This window comes from Streptomyces sp. NBC_00207, from assembly GCF_045160965.1.
GTDB lineage: Bacteria > Actinomycetota > Actinomycetes > Streptomycetales > Streptomycetaceae > Streptomyces.
Genome location: NZ_CP130715.1, coordinates 3,641,794 through 3,657,543, shown reverse-complemented (window position 1 = coordinate 3,657,543; position 15,750 = coordinate 3,641,794). Strand labels below are relative to the sequence as shown.

Here is a 15,750-nt window from a genome sequence, read left to right as displayed (position 1 = left end):
TCCGCCCCAGCCCCCGTACGCGCGCTGCGCGCCCGTGCCCTCAAACGCCGGGCGGGCTGGATTTCCAGCCTCGCCGGCGTTTGAGCCCCAGGGGCCGGGCCGGCCCCTGGGTACGGGCAGAGCCCGGAGGCCCTCAGACCTGAGCGGCAGCGGCAGCGGCGTCGGCCGCCTGGGCCTTCAGTGCGCGCTCGACGCCCGCGCGGGACTCCGAGACCAGGCGGCGCAGGGCCGCGTTCGGCTCGGCCGAGGCCAGCCACGCGTCCGTCGCGGCCAGGGTGTCCGCGGAGACCTGGAGCGTCGGGTACAGACCCACCGCGATCTGCTGGGCGATCTCGTGGCTGCGGGTGTCCCAGACCTCCTTGACCGCCGCGAAGTACTTCGCGGTGTACGGGGCCAGCAGCTCGCGCTGGTCGGTCTGGACGAAGCCGCCGATCACGGCCTCCTGCACGGCGTTGGGGAGGTCCGCGGACTCCACCACCGAGGCCCACGCCTGAGCCTTGGCCTCCGCCGTCGGCCGCGCCGCCCGCGCGGTCGCCGCGTGGCGCTCACCGGCCGCCGTGGGGTCCCGGTCCAGCTCCGCCGCGATGGCCGGCTCGTCCAGGACGCCCGTCGCGGCGAGCCGCTCCAGGAAGGTCCACCGCAGCTCGGTGTCGACGGCCAGGCCCTCGATCTCCGCCGCGCCGTCGAGCAGCGCCGACAGGTAGGTCAGCTGCCCCTCGGTGCGGGCGGTGGCCGCGAAGGCCCGCGCCCACGCCAGCTGGTGATCGCTGCCCGCCTCGGCGCCGCGCAGGTGCTCCAGCGTGGCCTCGGTCCAGGCCGCGAGGCCCTGCTCCCGCCACGCCGGGTCGGCGTACAGGTCCACGGCCAGCTTCACCTGGCGGTGCAGCGACTGGACGACGCCGATGTCGGACTCCTTGCCGATGCCCGAGAGGACCAGCGCGAGGTAGTCGCGGGTGGCGAGCTCGCCGTCGCGCGTCATGTCCCAGGCGGAAGCCCAGCACAGGGCGCGCGGCAGGGACTCCGCGAAGTCGCCGATGTGCGCCGTGACCGTGGCGAGGGACTCCTCGTCGAGGCGGACCTTCGCGTACGACAGGTCGTCGTCGTTCAGCAGGAAGACCGCCGGGCGGGCCCGCCCGACGAGCTCCGGCACCGTGGTGAGCGCGCCGTCGATGTCCAGCTCGATCCGGTCGGTGCGCACGAGGGCGCCGTCCTGGAGCTCGTACAGGCCGACCGCGATGCGGTGCGGGCGCAGGGTGGACTCGCCCTTGGCGCCGGCGGGCAGCGCGGGCGCCTCCTGGCGGATGCCGAAGGCGGTGATCACACCGTTCGCGTCGGTGCTGACCTCCGGGCGCAGGACGTTGATGCCGGCCGTCTCCAGCCACGCCTTGGACCAGGCGGTCAGGTCGCGGCCGGAGGTCTCCTCCAGGGCGCCCAGCAGGTCGGACAGGCGCGTGTTCCCGAAGGCGTGCGCCTTGAAGTACGCCTGCACGCCCTTGAAGAAGGCGTCCATGCCGACGTAGGCGACGAGCTGCTTGAGCACCGAGGCGCCCTTGGCGTACGTGATGCCGTCGAAGTTGACCATGACGTCGTCGAGGTCACGGATGTCCGCCATGATCGGGTGCGTGGACGGCAGCTGGTCCTGCCGGTACGCCCACGTCTTCATGGAGTTGGCGAACGTGGTCCACGCGTGCGGCCACTTCGAGCCCTCGGCGTACGCCTGGCAGGCGATCGACGTGTACGTCGCGAAGGACTCGTTCAGCCACAGGTCGTTCCACCACTCCATGGTGACCAGGTCGCCGAACCACATGTGCGCGAGCTCGTGGAGGATGGTCTCCGCGCGCACCTCGTACGCCGCGTCCGTCACCTTCGAGCGGAAGACGTACTGGTCGCGGATGGTGACCGCGCCCGCGTTCTCCATGGCGCCCGCGTTGAACTCGGGGACGAAGAGCTGGTCGTACTTGGCGAAGGGGTAGTCGTAGGCGAACTTCTCCTGGAACCAGTCGAAGCCCTGCCGGGTCACGTCGAAGATCGCGTCCGCGTCGAGGAACTCGGCGAGCGAGGGCCGGCAGTAGATGCCGAGCGGCACCGACTGGCCGTCCTTGCCCTCGTACGAGCTGTGCACCGCGTGGTACGGGCCGACGATGAGCGCCGTGATGTACGAGGAGATGCGCGGGGTCGGCTCGAAGCGCCAGACGTTGTCCTTGACGTCCGCGGCCTCCGGCGTCGGGGAGTTCGAGATGACCGTCCAGCCCTCGGGGGCCGTCACGGTGAACTGGAACGTGGCCTTCAGGTCGGGCTGCTCGAAGCTGGCGAAGACCCGCCGCGCGTCCGGCACCTCGAACTGGGTGTAGAGGTAGGCCTGCTGGTCGACCGGGTCCACGAAGCGGTGGAGGCCCTCACCGGTGTTCGTGTACGCGCAGTCCGCGACGACCCGGAGCTCGTTGGCCCCGGCCGCCAGCTGGTCGAGTGCGATCCGGGAGTCCCGGAAGACCGCCGCCACATCCAGCGACCTGCCGTTGAGGACGACCTCGTGCACGGCCGGTGCGACCAGGTCGATGAAGGTCTCGGCCCCGGCCTCGGCCGACTGGAAGCGCACGGTGGTCACGGACGGGTAGGTGCCACCCTCCTGCGCTCCGCTGAGATCGAGTTCGATCTCGTAGGAGTCGACGGTGAGCAGCTTTGCCCGCTGCTGAGCCTCTTCACGGGTGAGATTCGTGCCTGGCACGCGGTCATCTCCTTTGATGGTGACGTTGCCCCGTCATCCTTCCACGAGGGGAGCGCCGCCGCCGCGGAGTAATCCACCGGCGAACACGAGGTCGGAAACCTGCCGGATTGCGGCGGTCGGCTGCGCCATGCTGATGGGCATGAACAGTGCATACCGGGCGATCCCCATAAAAGAGGCGGCGCTCAAGGAGCTCCGCGACCGCGACGACGCAGGACGGGACTGCGTCCCGTTCACCGACGACGAGGGCGGGGCGCCGCTGCGGTGCTGCCTGCGACCCGGCACGGCCGGTGAGCTGATCGCGCTCGTCTCGTACGCACCGCTGCGGCGCTGGGCCGCCGCCACGGGTGTGGATCCGGGTGCTTACGACGAGCAGGGGCCCGTCTTCGTCCACGCCGAGGACTGCGGCGGACCGTCGGACGGGCAGGGCTACCCGTTCGCCCGGCCCGGCGTGCGGCGCACCCTCCGGCGGTACGACGCCCGCGGGCACATTCTCGGCGGGCAGGTCCTGGAACTGGGCACGGATCCCGACGGGATGATCGAGCGGGCCCTCGACGAGGCCTTCGCGGACCCCGCGGTGGTCCTCGCGCACGTGCGCGCCGCCGAGTTCGGCTGCTTCCTGTTCGAGGTCCGCAGGCCGTGACGTGCGGGAGGGGCGGGTGCCGTCCGTCATCCGCCCCTCAGCCGTACGCGCGCCGGGATCAGCCCTGGCGGAGCTCCTCCGCGACGAGCTCCGCGATCTGGACCGCGTTCAGGGCCGCGCCCTTGCGGAGGTTGTCGTTCGAGAGGAACAGCGCGAGGCCGTTCTCCACCGTCTCGTCGGAGCGGATGCGGCCCACGTACGAGGCGTCCTTGCCGGCGGCCTGGAGAGGGGTCGGGATCTCCGACAGCTCGACGCCCGGGGCGTCCTTCAGGAGCTCGTAGGCGCGCTCGACGCTGATGGGGCGGTCGAAGCGGGCGTTGATCTGGAGGGAGTGGCCGGAGAAGACCGGCACGCGCACGCAGGTGCCCGAGACCTTGAGCTCCGGGATCTCCAGGATCTTGCGGGACTCGTTGCGGAGCTTCTGCTCCTCGTCGGTCTCGAAGGAGCCGTCGTCGACGATCGAGCCCGCGAGCGGGACGACGTTGTAGGCGATGGGGCGCTTGTAGACGGCCGGCTCCGGGAAGTCCACCGCGCCGCCGTCGAAGGTCAGCTGGTCGGCGGCCTCGGAGACCGCGCAGGCCTGGGTGCGCAGCTCGGCGACGCCGGCCAGGCCCGAGCCGGACACGGCCTGGTAGGTGGTGGCGATCAGCGCGGACAGGCCGGCCTCGTCGTGCAGCGGGCGCAGCACCGGCATCGCGGCCATGGTGGTGCAGTTCGGGTTCGCGATGATGCCCTTGGGACGGTTCTTGATCGCGTGGGGGTTGACCTCGGAGACGACGAGGGGGACCTCGGGGTCCTTGCGCCAGGCGGAGGAGTTGTCGATCACGACGGCGCCCTGCGAGGCGACCTTCTCGGCCAGGGCCTTGGAGGTGGCGCCGCCCGCGGAGAAGAGCACGATGTCCAGGCCGGAGTAGTCGGCCGTGGACGCGTCCTCGATGGTGATCTCCCGGCCCTCCCAGACGAGGGTGGAGCCCGCGGAACGGGCCGAGGCGAACAGCCGCAGCTCGTCCACCGGGAACTTCCGCTCGGCGAGGATGCCGCGCATGACTCCGCCGACCTGTCCGGTGGCTCCGACGATTCCGACCCTCACGGTGACTCCTTTGGTACGTACGACGCGGGCGCGCGTGGAGCCATCATGCGTTCGACCCCACGAGCCTTGTCCAATCCATTGTCCGAGGAACGGACGGTGTCCCGAACGTGAACGTGTGTGACGAGTCCGTGGCGGGCGTGTTGCAGGGCCTCTGAACATCCGTTTTGCCAGGTCAAAGCCGGTTAGCGTCCGATCTGCCATGACCCGCATTCCGGACATGGCCGACCGCAGAACGAACATCCGACTCGGGGAGATCCACCGTGCGCGCCATCCGCCACCGCCGCCGGTCCATACCGGCGCTCGCCGCCCTCGCGGCCGCCGCCGTCGCCGCACCCGTCCTGCTGACCGCCACTCCGGCGGCCGCCCACCCGCGGGAGGGCAGGCTCGCCAAGGAGCTGGTGGAGGAGGTCACCGCCCGCGGGGCCTACCGCCACCTGGCGAGGTTCCAGCAGATCGCCGACGCCAACGGCGGCAACCGCGCCGCCGGCACGCCCGGCCACGCCGCCTCCGCCGCCTACGTGCACGACACCCTGAAGAAGGCCGGGTACCAGGTCGCGTACCAGGACTTCGACATCCACGAGGCGCACACGAAGACGGAGAAGACCACTGTCCTGGGCGCCGGGGGCCGCGAGCTGGCCACCGCCGCCTTCACCTTCACCAAGTCCACCCCGGCCGGCGGCCTGGCCGCCCCGCTCGCCCTCGCGCGGGTCGACGAGACCCCCGGCTGCACGGCGGACGACTACCCGGCCGGCGCCTTCACCGGGAAGATCGCCCTGGTCAAGCGGGGTGCCTGCACCTTCGTGGAGAAGCAGCGGGCGGCCGCCGCGGCCGGTGCACTCGGCGTCATCGTCTACAACCACAGCGGCACCACCCCGGTGCGCGGCGGGTTCTCCTCGCCCGCCGACGGGGTCATCCCGAGCGCCGGCATCACGCTGGCCGACGGCGAGGCGCTGACCGCGGCCGCGGCCCGGGGCGAGGTCACCGTACGCCTGGACCTGGACCAGGAGCACGTGAAGAAGACCACCCGCAACGTGGTCGCCGAGACCCGGGGCGGCCGCTCCGACCGGGTGGTGACCGTCGGTGCGCACCTGGACTCGGTCCCCGAGGGCCCGGGCATCAACGACAACGGCTCCGGCTCGGCCGGTCTGCTGGAGGTGGCGCTGAAGCTGGCCGACGAGGGCGCCAACAAGAAGGGCAGGGGCCCCGCCAACAAGGTCCGCTTCGCCTGGTGGTCGGCGGAGGAGCTGGGCCTGCTGGGCTCGGAGCACTACGTCGCGCAGCTGTCCGAGAAGCAGAAGAAGGACATCGCGCTCTACCTGAACTTCGACATGATCGCCTCGCCGAACCCGGTGCAGTTCGTCTACGACGGCGACGACTCCGACAAGACGGGCGCGGGCGCCGGCCCGGCGGGCTCGGCGCAGATCGAGGCGCTGATCAACGGCTTCCTCGACAAGAAGGGCAAGCCGCACGAGGGCAGTGACTTCGACGGCCGCTCCGACTACGGCCCCTTCATCGCGAACGGCATCCCGGCCGGCGGCACCTTCACCGGCGCCGAGGGCATCAAGACCGCCGAGCAGGCCAAGCGTTACGGCGGCACCGCGGGGGCCCCGTACGACCCGAACTACCACGGGGCGGGCGACAACCTGAAGAACCTGGACCTGCGGGCCTTCGACACCAACCTGGACGTGATCGCGCACGCGGTCGGCACCTACGCCGAGTCGCTGCGCTCGCTGGGCAGCTAGGCCCGGAGCGGGGCCGGGGGAAACAGGCGGGGGCGGTGCTCGTACGAGCACCGCCCCCGCTGTCGTCTCGGGTTCCTACCGGGTTACGGGAGGACCTTCTCGATCTGCACGCTGCCCGTGCCGGCGGCGGTGCCGCGGGCGTTGAGCAGCTGGACCTGGCCGAAGAACTGACGGCCCTCGGGGGCCGCGCTGTTGACCAGGACGTTCGCCGAGACGGACGCCGAGGCGCCGTTGGCGAGGTTCACCGCGGCGCTCTCGTCGACCTGGACGGAGCCCAGGGCGGCCGAGAAGAACACGTCGCGGTAGTCGTACGTGGTGGTGCCGGCCGGGATCGCGTAGCCGATGACCTTGACGCTGTAGGTGCCCGCGGCCGGGTTGGCCAGGCTCACGGCCTCCTCGGAGTCGCCGTCGGCGGAGGAGCCGACCTTGACGCCGTCCTTGTAGACCTCGAGGTCGAGGTCCGCACCGGTGTCGGAGACCTTGCCGATGGCGATGTCGAGGCGGGAGACGCCCTCGCCGATCGTGACCTCGGAGGTCTGGGTCTCACCGTTTGCGATGGTCGGCTTGGCGACCTTCGCGGAGCCGAGCGGGCCGCCCTTGAGCTTGCCGCCGGAGATGGCCGCGGCGTCGTTCTTGATGGTCCACTGGACCGGCGCCGGGGTGCCCTGCTTGACCTCGGGGAGGACCTTGACCGCCGGGTCGAAGCCCGCGCCGAGGACGGAGACGTCCAGCTTGAACGGGTTGTCGAGCAGCGGCGACGTACGGCGCGACTCGACCTCGATCTCCCAGACGCCCGGCTGCGGGTCGGCGTACGAGCGCAGGTCGGGGCGGCAGGTGTTGGCCGGGTTGTCGTAGTTCGGGTAGCACTGGGTGGTCGCGCTGTCCTCGACGCCCACACCGTACGGGTGGATCGAGATGAAGCGCGTCTGGCTGCCCGGCTGGAGACCGCCGAGGGCGACCTCCAGCGTCTTCGCGCCCTGCGGCACGGTGACGAAGTACGACTTGTGGCTGTTGCGCTGCACGGAGGAGGTGTCCGACAGCGTGTACTGCGGCGCGGTCAGCGGGCTGGCCGCGACGACGGTCGTCAGGATCTGCTTGTCGATGCCCTCGGTGGTCTCGTCGTCCAGCTGCAGGATGCCGCTGTGGACGCCGCCCGACTTGGCGTTGGCCTCGACCTTGATGGTGACGGGCTTGTTCAGCGGCAGGGTGACGTAGTCGTAGCCGCCGATGACCTTGAAGGTGCCGTCGTTGTTGCGCCAGCTCAGGTTGTGCCGGGTGCCGTACTTCACGCCCGTGGTGCGGGTGACGACGACGTTGTAGACCTTCTTCTGGCCGACCTTGAGGCCGCCCTCGCGGTCGTAGAGGCCGGTGCCGAAGCCCGGGGTCTTCAGGAACTGGTCGATCGCGGTGTCGACCGGCGCCTTGACGGTGAACTCGTTGGCCTTCGCGTCGCGCTGGATGGACTCCCACGCGCCGGGGACGTTGATCAGGCCGGAGCCCTGGGCGTGCGCCGGGACGTCGTCGATCTTCTTCGCGGTGCTGGTGAGCGCCACGCGCAGGCTCGCCGGGGTGAGCTTGATGTTCTGCTGCTTGGCGGCCGAGATCAGCAGGGCGCTGGCGCCCGCCGCCTGCGGCGAGGACATCGAGGTGCCCTGGAGCATGCCGTAACCGGCCGGCAGGGTGTAGCCGGCCTCCTTCACGGGCGCGCCCGGCAGCCAGGTCTGGATGGTGTTGATGGACGCGCCGGGGGCGGTGATGGTCGGCGTGAAGCCGCCGTCCTCACGCGGACCGCGCGAGGAGAAGGGGAACATGTTGTACTTCTTGGTCACGCCGGAGCCGTAGTTGGCGGCCCAGGTCTCCTTGGAGACCGCGGCGCCCACGGAGATGACCTTGTCCGCGAGACCGGGGTCGCCGATGGTGTTGACACCGGGGCCCTCGTTGCCCGCCGAGATGACGAGCTGGACACCGTAGGTGTCGATGAGGTTCTTGTAGAGCTCGGAGCGGGCGTTGTTGCCGTCGTTCAGCGCCGGCAGACCGCCGATGGACATGTTGACGATGTCCACGCCGCGGTTGACGACGAGGTCGATCATGCCCTCGGTCAGCGCGATGTTGGTGCAGCCGCCGGACCAGGAGCAGGCGCGCGAGGAGACGAGCTTCGCGCCGGGCGCCTCGCCGTTCATCTTGCCGCCGAAGAGGCTGTTGGCGGCGGTGATGCCGGCGACGTGCGTGCCGTGCTCGGACTCGATGATGCCGACGTTGACGAAGTCGGCCTTCTTGCCGACCCAGTCACCGCCCAGCGGGTCCATCGGGACGTCCTTGCGGATCTCGATCACGAACGGGATGCGCTCGGCGACGTCGGTCGCCGGGTTGTCCGTGCCGAAGTAGCCGATCTGGTAGCCGTCCTTGTACGGCTTCATCGGCTCGTTGTTCGTGAAGTCGCCGTCCTGGTCGGTGTCGACGCGGACGGTGCCGGCGGCGACGTCGTAGAGCAGGCCGAACCGGTCGGTGGTGTCCCCGTCCCGGTTGACGTCGCCCTTCATGTCGCCGTTGGCGGTGATCGACTCGCTGAACCGGCTCCACTGGAAGTTGCCCTCGGGGGCCTTCCAGCTCTGGCCGCCCGCGGTGAAGGTGCCGCCGGCGGAGGTGACCGGGGTGATCTGGGCGCGCCAGGTGGCGTCGCCGTCGGTGATCGGGTCGGTCGCCGTCACCCAGTCGACGATCTTGCGCTCGCCGGTGGTGGTCTTCTGCAGGGCCGGGTGACCGAGGTCGACGCCCGAGTCCATGATGCCGATGGTCACGCCGCGGCCGTCGGCCTGCGGGTTGTCCTTGACGAAATCGACCGCGCCCGTCTCGAAGGACGGGTTGTACGGGTTCTTCGCCGGGGTGTTCTTGTCCGGCGCCGCGTACGTCTCGGCGGCGGTCTTCTTGACCGCGCCCGACTCGCCCTTGGCGTCGGGACGGGGGTCCGGCAGCTGGATCTCGTGCCGCAGGTCGATTCCGTGCACCGAGGACAGCTTGGCGGCCGCCTTCAGCGCGGCCTCCGCCTTGCCGGTGGGCAGGGTGGCGCGCACGTAACCGAGGTTGTCGTACGTCCGGCCCACCGAGGCGCCCTGTACGGCGTCGAGCTGGTCGGCCACCTGCTTGGTCTGGCCGGGGGCGGTCGCGACCATGACGGTGACGTTCGCGTCACCCTTGGCCTTGGCCTCCTGGAGCAGCTCGGCGTCGGCCGAACCGAGCTTCTGGTCGGCGGACTTGACCGCCGGCGTGGTGCCCGGGGTGTCCGCGCCGGTCACCGCGAACACGGGGCCGGCGCCGGTGGCCGCGAGGGCGGCGACCAGACCGGCCGCGGCCGCGACGCGGGCTACGCGTCTGGCCCCGGGTATGGAGCTGGGGGATTCGAGGGTCATCAGCATCCCTGGTAAGTGAAAGATACGGTCCGGATTTCGGTGCCGGATGACCGGTCAGCTTTCCTCACGCGACAGCTCTTTGGGGAGAGTTGTCATTGACCGAGACCTGTCATGGCGGACTCTCGCCAGTGCGGAGTATGCGCCAGCGCGACCGTACCGGGGCATAGTGGTGCGAACCTCAGGGGCTGGAGAGTTGATTTATCGACTTGGCGGCCATGCGTCAGTGCCGGAGCGCGGTCGCGTCCCAGCCCCGGTGTGACAGATTTCGCCCGCTCAGCGCTCGCGCGTGCGCGCGTAGTGGCGCGAGGCCTTCGCCCGGTTTCCGCAGGCGGCCATCGAGCACCAGCGCCGGGTGCCGTTGCGCGAGACGTCGTGGAAGTGCAGGACGCAGGTCTCGGACGCGCACTTGCGGATCCGCTCGGGCGCGGAGCCCAGCAGTTCCAGGTAGTCCCGGGCCGCCGTCCAGGCCGGACCCCAGGTCGGGTCGTCGAACTCGGCGCGCTCGCCGGGGCCTTCGGCGGTCAGGGTGGCGCGGATCCGGCCGTGTTCCAGCACGGCGTCGACCAGCGTACGGGCGCTCTCGTCGGCCGGGTCCGCGACCGCGCGGGCCAGCGCCTCGCGCGCGGTCAGCAGGTGGACGAGGGTCGCGGCGTCGGCGCGGAAGCGGCCGGCCAGGCCGGTGCTCTCCAGCCAGACCGCGAGCCCCTGCACCCGGGTCAGCCCGGCGGCTCCGGCGAACAGGTCCTGCGGCTCGCCGTCGCTCACCCATCGGGTGTTGAGCAGGTCGAGCGCGACCGGCTCCCCGGTCAGGGGTCGTGGGTCCGCCGCCGTCATGTCCGTCTCGTCTCCTGGGCAGGTCGCTAACCCCTCAAGGGTACGTGAACGGTTGACACCTACCCACCTAACCTTTAATCTCGATTTAGAAGGTTAGAAATCTCCGCATGCCGCTTTCGGGGAAGGACCCGTCATGACGACCGCCATCAGCAGGCTCCGCACCGGACACGTGGGCCTCAACGTCACCGATCTGGACCGTTCGCTCGCCTTCTACCGGGACGCCCTCGACTTCCAGGTGCTCGGCGAGGGCAAGGAGGAGGACCGCCGCTTCGCCTTCCTCGGCCGGGACGGCGAGCTCGTCCTCACCCTGTGGCAGCAGGCCGGCGGGGCGTACGACCCGGCCGTGGCCGGACTGCACCACCTGGCGTTGTCCGCCGGTGCGATCGAGGAGGTACGGGGGTACGAGGCGCGGCTGCGCGAGCTGGGCGTCGAGTTCGCCTACGAGGGCGTCGTCGCCCACGGCGAGGGGGCGGCGTCCGGCGGCATCTTCTTCCACGACCCCGACGGGACCCGCCTGGAGATCTCCGTACCGGCCGGGGTCGAGGGCGCACCCGCCCCCGTGGAATCCGCACCGACCTGCGGCTTCTTCTGATGTCCGGGGCGCAGGCGTACCACTGGGGCGCACTGGCCGTGCAGGAGCGGGTCGGTGTGCGCGAGCTCGCCGAGCACGTCGGCCGCTCGATCGGCGCGGGAATCCGTGACGTCGCCGCGGCCTTCCTCGGACTCCAGCCGCACCTCGTCGTCGGCGCGGCCGACGCCTCGGGGCGGATGTGGGCCTCCCTGCTCACCGGTCCGCCGGGCTTCGTACGGGCCACCGGGCCGGACCGGATCACGGTCGCCGGCGGACCGCCGGCCGGCGATCCGCTCGCCGGCGCGCTGGCCACGGACGGGACCCGGGTCGGCACCATCGCGCTCGACCCGCGCACCCGGCGCCGGATGAGATTGAACGGGACCCTGGAGACGACCGGTCGCGGATTCGCGGTCCGGGCCGAGCAGGTCTTCGCCAACTGCCCCAAGTACCTGCAGAAACGGCAGCCCCTGGAGCCGGCCGCGCAAGGAGCGGGCGTCCTGTGGCGCGGGCCCGCGCTCACCCCCGGCCAGGAACGGGCCGTCCGCGCCGCCGACACCTTCTTCGTCGCCACCACGGCGGAGGCGGACGGAGTCGACGCCAGTCACCGCGGCGGACTGCCCGGCTTCGTCGAGGTGCTCTCGCCCACCGAGCTGGCCTGGCCGGACTACGCGGGCAACGCCATGTTCCTGACCCTGGGGAACCTGACGGCCGACCCGCGGGCGGGGCTGCTCTTCCCGGACTGGGAGAGCGGGGCGGTCCTCCAGCTGAGCGGCCGGGCCGAGACGGAGTTCGGGGCCGACGGGAGCCGCCGCACCCGCTTCCGGGTGGAGTCGGTGGTGGAGAGCCTGCATCCGGGGCGGCTGCTCTGGAGCACCCCGGAGTACTCGCCTCACCTGGGCAGTACCACCAGATAGGCGGCGGGCTCGCGGTCGCCGGACGCCGTCAGGGCGGTCCGGACGACCGCGGCCTGCTGCTCGGGCCAGTCGCGCAGCTTGCGCGGGGTGATGTGGATGACGGTCACCCCGAGCCGCTCCAGCGTCTCCCGCTTGCGGACGGACTCCGACCACTCCTCGTCCTCGCCCTGGCGCGGGGCGCGCGTGTCGATCTCCAGGGCCACGGACTGCTCGGGCCAGAACGCGTCCACCCCGCCGAGGTGCGGGCCGCCGGGCAGCCGCAGGTCCACGTTCCACACGGGCTCGGGCAGCTCGTAGCCCCGTACGAGGTGGTACAGGCGGTCCTCGGCCATGGCGCGCCCCTCGGCGAGGAGCGACTCGACCGCGTCGACCACGTGCGGCCGGTTCAGCAGCCGGGCCACCGTCAGCTCCCGTACGACGGCGGCCGGTTCGCAGTGCCCGCCGCGGACGGCCTCGCTGAGCAGGCGGCGTACGGTGCCGGCGTCGGAGAGCTGGGCGACGGCGTCGGCGACGGCCCGCGCGACGGGCGCCACCGGCAGGCCGGTCACCTCCTGGGAGCGCGGCGGGGTGTGCGCACGCACGATCCGCACGTCCCCGGTGGACCGCAGCCGCCGGGTCCCGGGCACCAGTACGTCGATGTGCGAGAGGGCGAGCAGGGCGGGCGCGGAGGCGAACCGGTACAGGGCGAGCGCCGCCAGCCCGGTGATCATGGCCTCGCCCGCCCCGCGCCGCCCCGCGTACAGCAGCGCCGCGTGCAGCCGCTCCTCGCTGGTCGCGGGCCCGGAGTGGAGCAGGAACACCCCCGGCAGGATCTGCTGCCAGGGCCGCTCGGCGGCGTCGGAGGCGGTGACGCCGTGCTCGCGCAGCTGGGCGAGGGTCAGCACGCGGGGGCGGCTGCCGGTGAGGTGGGCGAGGGGGAGGGGTGCGTTGTGGTTCATGACGCGGTGATTCCCTCAGGCCATGGCCTTGCTAACCCCTGTTACACGCCCGTCGACAAATCCGGACAAGCTGGGGCTAAAGTACGGGCGTTCGACTGCCGATGGGGTGCGCCCGTGTGGGCTACCGCCGCGCCGTTGCCGGGGCTCCGCCCCAGACCCCGCGCCTCAAACGCCGACGAGGCTGGATCTTCCAGCCCCGCCGGCGTTTGAGGCGCGGGGGTTCGGGGGCAGCGCCCCGGCAGCGGTGCCGCAGGCTAGTTGCCCGCTGCCGCGTCGCAGGCCTGGGCGCGCAGGGCCCGGGCCAGGTCGTCGCGGGCCTCCAGCACCAGGCGGCGCAGGGCCGGAGCCGCATCGGCATGCGCGGCGAGCCACGCGTCGGTGGCGTCCAGCGTGGCCGCGTCGCTCTGCAGCGACGGGTACAGACCCTTCACCACGTCCATCGCGATCTGGATCGAACGGTCCGCCCACACCCGCTCGATCACCTCGAAGTAGCGCCCCGCGTAAGCCGCCAGCAGGCCCCGCTGCGAAGACTGCTGCATGCCCGCGATCGTCGCCTCCACCAGCGCGTTGGACAGCGCGTCCGATTCGACGACCGCCGCCCACGCCTGGTCCTTCACGGCTTCCGACGGTCGGGCCGCCAGGCACCGCACCTGGTGCCGCTTGCCCGACGCCGTGTCGTCCCGCGCCAGTTCGGCGGTGAGCACGGCCTCGTCCACCGCCCCGTGCGCGGCCAGCGGCAGCAGGAAGTCCCAGCGCAGTTCCTGGTCCACGTCCAGTCCGTCGATCCGGGCCGAGCCCTCCAGCAGCCCCAGCAGCAGCTGGAAGTCGCCCTCCGTCGCCGCGCCGGCCGCGAAGAAGCGGGCCCAGGTCAGCTGGTGCTCCGATCCCGGCGCCGCCAGCCGCAGCTGGTGCAGGGCGCCCGCCGCCAGCTCCCGGCTGCCCTGCTCGCGCCAGTCCGGTGCCCCGTAGTGGGTGACCGAGGTCAGGGCCTGCGCGTGCAGCTGCTGCAGGACGCCGACGTCGGTCTCGCGGCCCGCGTGGGCCAGGACCAGCGAGACGAAGTCGCGCGCCGGCATCAGGCCGTCCCGCGTCAGGTTCCACAGCGCCGACCAGCTCAGGGCCCGGGCGAGGGGGTCCGTCAGGTCGCCGAGGTGGCCCCGCAGGGTGGCCAGCGAGCCCTCGTCGAAGCGGATCTTGCAGTAGGTGAGGTCCTCGTCGTTGACCAGGACCAGGTCGGGCCGCTCCGCGCCCGCCAGTTCCGCGACCACGGTGCGCGCGCCCGACACGTCCGCCCCGGCCCGCGCGTAGCGGACCAGGGTCCCGTCGGACTCCAGCCGGTAGAGGCCCACCGCGACCCGGTGCGGCCGCAGTTCGCCGCCCTCCTGCACGACCGCCAGCTCCGTCACGTGCCCGGCGGCGTCGTACGTCACCGCCGGGGTGAGCACGTTCACGCCGGCCGTCTGCAGCCAGGCCCGCGACCACTCGGCCATGTCCCGCCCGGAGACCTCCGCGAGCACCGACAGCAGGTCGTCCAGGGTGGTGTTGCCGTACGCGTTGGCCTTGAAGTAGCGCCGGGCGCCCTCCAGGAACGCCTCCCGGCCCACGTACGCCACGAGCTGCTTCAGCACCGCCGCGCCCTTGGCGTAGGTGATGCCGTCGAAGTTCAGCTTCGCGTCCTCCAGGTCACGGATGTCGGCCGTGATCGGGTGCGTGGAGGGCAGCTGGTCGGCGCGGTAGGCCCACGCCTTGCGGTTGTTGGCGAAGGTGACCCACGCCTGGTCGAAGCGGGTGGCCTCGACGAGCCCGAAGGAGCCCATGAAGTCCGCGAAGGACTCCTTCAGCCACAGGTCGTCCCACCACTTCATGGTGACGAGGTCGCCGAACCACATGTGCGCCATCTCGTGCAGGATGACGTTCGCGCGCCGCTCGTACGAGGCCTGCGTGACCTTGCCGCGGAAGATGTACTCCTCCCGGAAGGTCACCATCCCCGGGTTCTCCATCGCGCCCAGGTTGTACTCCGGCACGAAGGCCTGGTCGTACTTCCCGAAGGGGTACGGGTAGTCGAAGATCTCGTGGAAGAGGTCGAAGCCCTGCTTGGTGACCAGGAAGACGTCGTCCGCGTCGAAGTGCTTCGCCAGGCCCTTGCGGCACATCGCACCCAGCGGGATGGTCAGGTCCCCGCGCGTGTAGGTGTCCGTGACGTAGTGGTAGGGGCCCGCGACCACGCACGTGATGTACGTGGAGATCGGCTGGGTCTCGGCGAAGCGCCAGACCCCGGCCTCGCGCGACTCCTCCGCGCCGTTGCTCCACACCTGCCAGCCCTCGGGGGCGGCCACCTCGAAGCGGTACGGCGCCTTCAGGTCCGGCTGCTCGAAGTTCGCGTACACCCGCCGGGCGTCGGCCGGCTCGTACTGGGTGTAGAGGTAGACCTCGCCGTCCTCCGGGTCCACGAAGCGGTGCAGGCCCTCGCCGGTCCGGCTGTACGCGCAGTTCGCGTCGACCACCAGGACGTTCTCGGCGTCCAGGCCGTCCAGGGCGATCCGCGCCCCGTCGAAGACGGCGGCCACGTCCAGCGCCCGGCCGTTGAGCGTCACGGAGTTCACCGAGGGGGCGATCAGGTCCGCGAAGGTGGAGCCGCCGGCGGCTGCGGCCCGGAAGCGGATCGTCGTCACCGAACGGAAGGTCCGGGGGCCCTCGGCCGGTTCGGCCTCGTCCACCGCGGACCTGATGTCGAGGACCACCTCGTACCCGTCGACGGACAGCAGTTCGGCCCGCTCGCGGGCCTCGTCGCGGGACAGATTCTCACCGGGCACGTGCACTCCTTCGTGCGTGATCGCGTTCTTGAGTCGAATCCTCGCACGAGGGGAATGCGTGCGACGGCGTACTGGT

The 15,750-nt window shown here is 71.4% G+C and carries 10 protein-coding genes; 4 read left to right on the top strand and 6 right to left on the bottom strand.

Annotated elements, in window-relative coordinates:
* Nucleotides 1-133 precede the first annotated feature (133 nt).
* Complete coding sequence (pepN, locus tag OG472_RS17515) at nt 134-2,725, bottom strand: aminopeptidase N (RefSeq protein ID WP_401602052.1); 2,592 nt, start codon at nt 2,723-2,725, stop codon at nt 134-136.
* Nucleotides 2,726-2,864: 139 nt separating this feature from the next.
* Here pepN (OG472_RS17515) and OG472_RS17510 point away from each other — a divergent pair, with 139 nt between their 5' ends.
* Entirely contained in the window at nt 2,865-3,365 is a 501-nt protein-coding gene (locus OG472_RS17510) for a DUF1203 domain-containing protein (RefSeq protein WP_401602050.1), read from the top strand.
* 58 nt (nt 3,366-3,423) lie between these two features.
* Here the strand turns inward: OG472_RS17510 and OG472_RS17505 are convergent, their stop codons facing one another.
* Nucleotides 3,424-4,455 (bottom strand): aspartate-semialdehyde dehydrogenase, encoded by a 1,032-nt coding sequence (locus OG472_RS17505; protein WP_401602048.1) that lies wholly within the window; start codon nt 4,453-4,455, stop codon nt 3,424-3,426.
* A gap of 260 nt (nt 4,456-4,715) precedes the next feature.
* Here OG472_RS17505 and OG472_RS17500 point away from each other — a divergent pair, with 260 nt between their 5' ends.
* Nucleotides 4,716-6,197 carry a M28 family metallopeptidase gene (locus OG472_RS17500; protein ID WP_401602046.1) on the top strand — a complete coding sequence of 494 codons (1,482 nt, stop codon included), beginning with the start codon at nt 4,716-4,718 and terminating at the stop codon, nt 6,195-6,197.
* A gap of 83 nt (nt 6,198-6,280) precedes the next feature.
* On the opposite strand, the gene OG472_RS17495 is transcribed toward OG472_RS17500, so the two are convergent.
* Both OG472_RS17495 and OG472_RS17490 read right to left on the bottom strand, forming a co-directional pair.
* On the bottom strand, nt 6,281-9,604 hold the full coding sequence (locus OG472_RS17495) for a S8 family serine peptidase (RefSeq protein WP_401602044.1): 3,324 nt from the start codon (nt 9,602-9,604) through the stop codon (nt 6,281-6,283).
* A 273-nt stretch (nt 9,605-9,877) separates the two neighbouring features.
* On the bottom strand, nt 9,878-10,438 hold the full coding sequence (locus tag OG472_RS17490; RefSeq protein WP_401602042.1) for a CGNR zinc finger domain-containing protein: 561 nt from the start codon (nt 10,436-10,438) through the stop codon (nt 9,878-9,880).
* A 133-nt stretch (nt 10,439-10,571) separates the two neighbouring features.
* Here OG472_RS17490 and OG472_RS17485 point away from each other — a divergent pair, with 133 nt between their 5' ends.
* The gene (locus OG472_RS17485; RefSeq protein ID WP_401602040.1) at nt 10,572-11,030 is read left to right on the top strand and encodes a VOC family protein; all 459 of its coding nucleotides are present in this window, start codon (nt 10,572-10,574) and stop codon (nt 11,028-11,030) included.
* A complete protein-coding gene (locus tag OG472_RS17480; protein ID WP_401602038.1) occupies nt 11,030-11,923 on the top strand; it encodes a pyridoxamine 5'-phosphate oxidase family protein in 894 nt (297 codons plus the stop codon). The genes OG472_RS17485 and OG472_RS17480 overlap by 1 nt, the downstream gene beginning before the upstream one ends.
* On the opposite strand, the gene OG472_RS17475 is transcribed toward OG472_RS17480, so the two are convergent.
* A complete protein-coding gene (locus OG472_RS17475) occupies nt 11,899-12,861 on the bottom strand; it encodes a hypothetical protein (protein WP_401602036.1) in 963 nt (320 codons plus the stop codon). The two genes, OG472_RS17480 and OG472_RS17475, sit on opposite strands and share 25 nt — an antisense overlap.
* Nucleotides 12,862-13,115: 254 nt before the next feature.
* Nucleotides 13,116-15,674, bottom strand: coding sequence for an aminopeptidase N (gene pepN / locus OG472_RS17470; protein ID WP_401602034.1), 2,559 nt, complete (start codon nt 15,672-15,674; stop codon nt 13,116-13,118).
* Between the last annotated feature and the right edge of the window lie 76 nt (nt 15,675-15,750).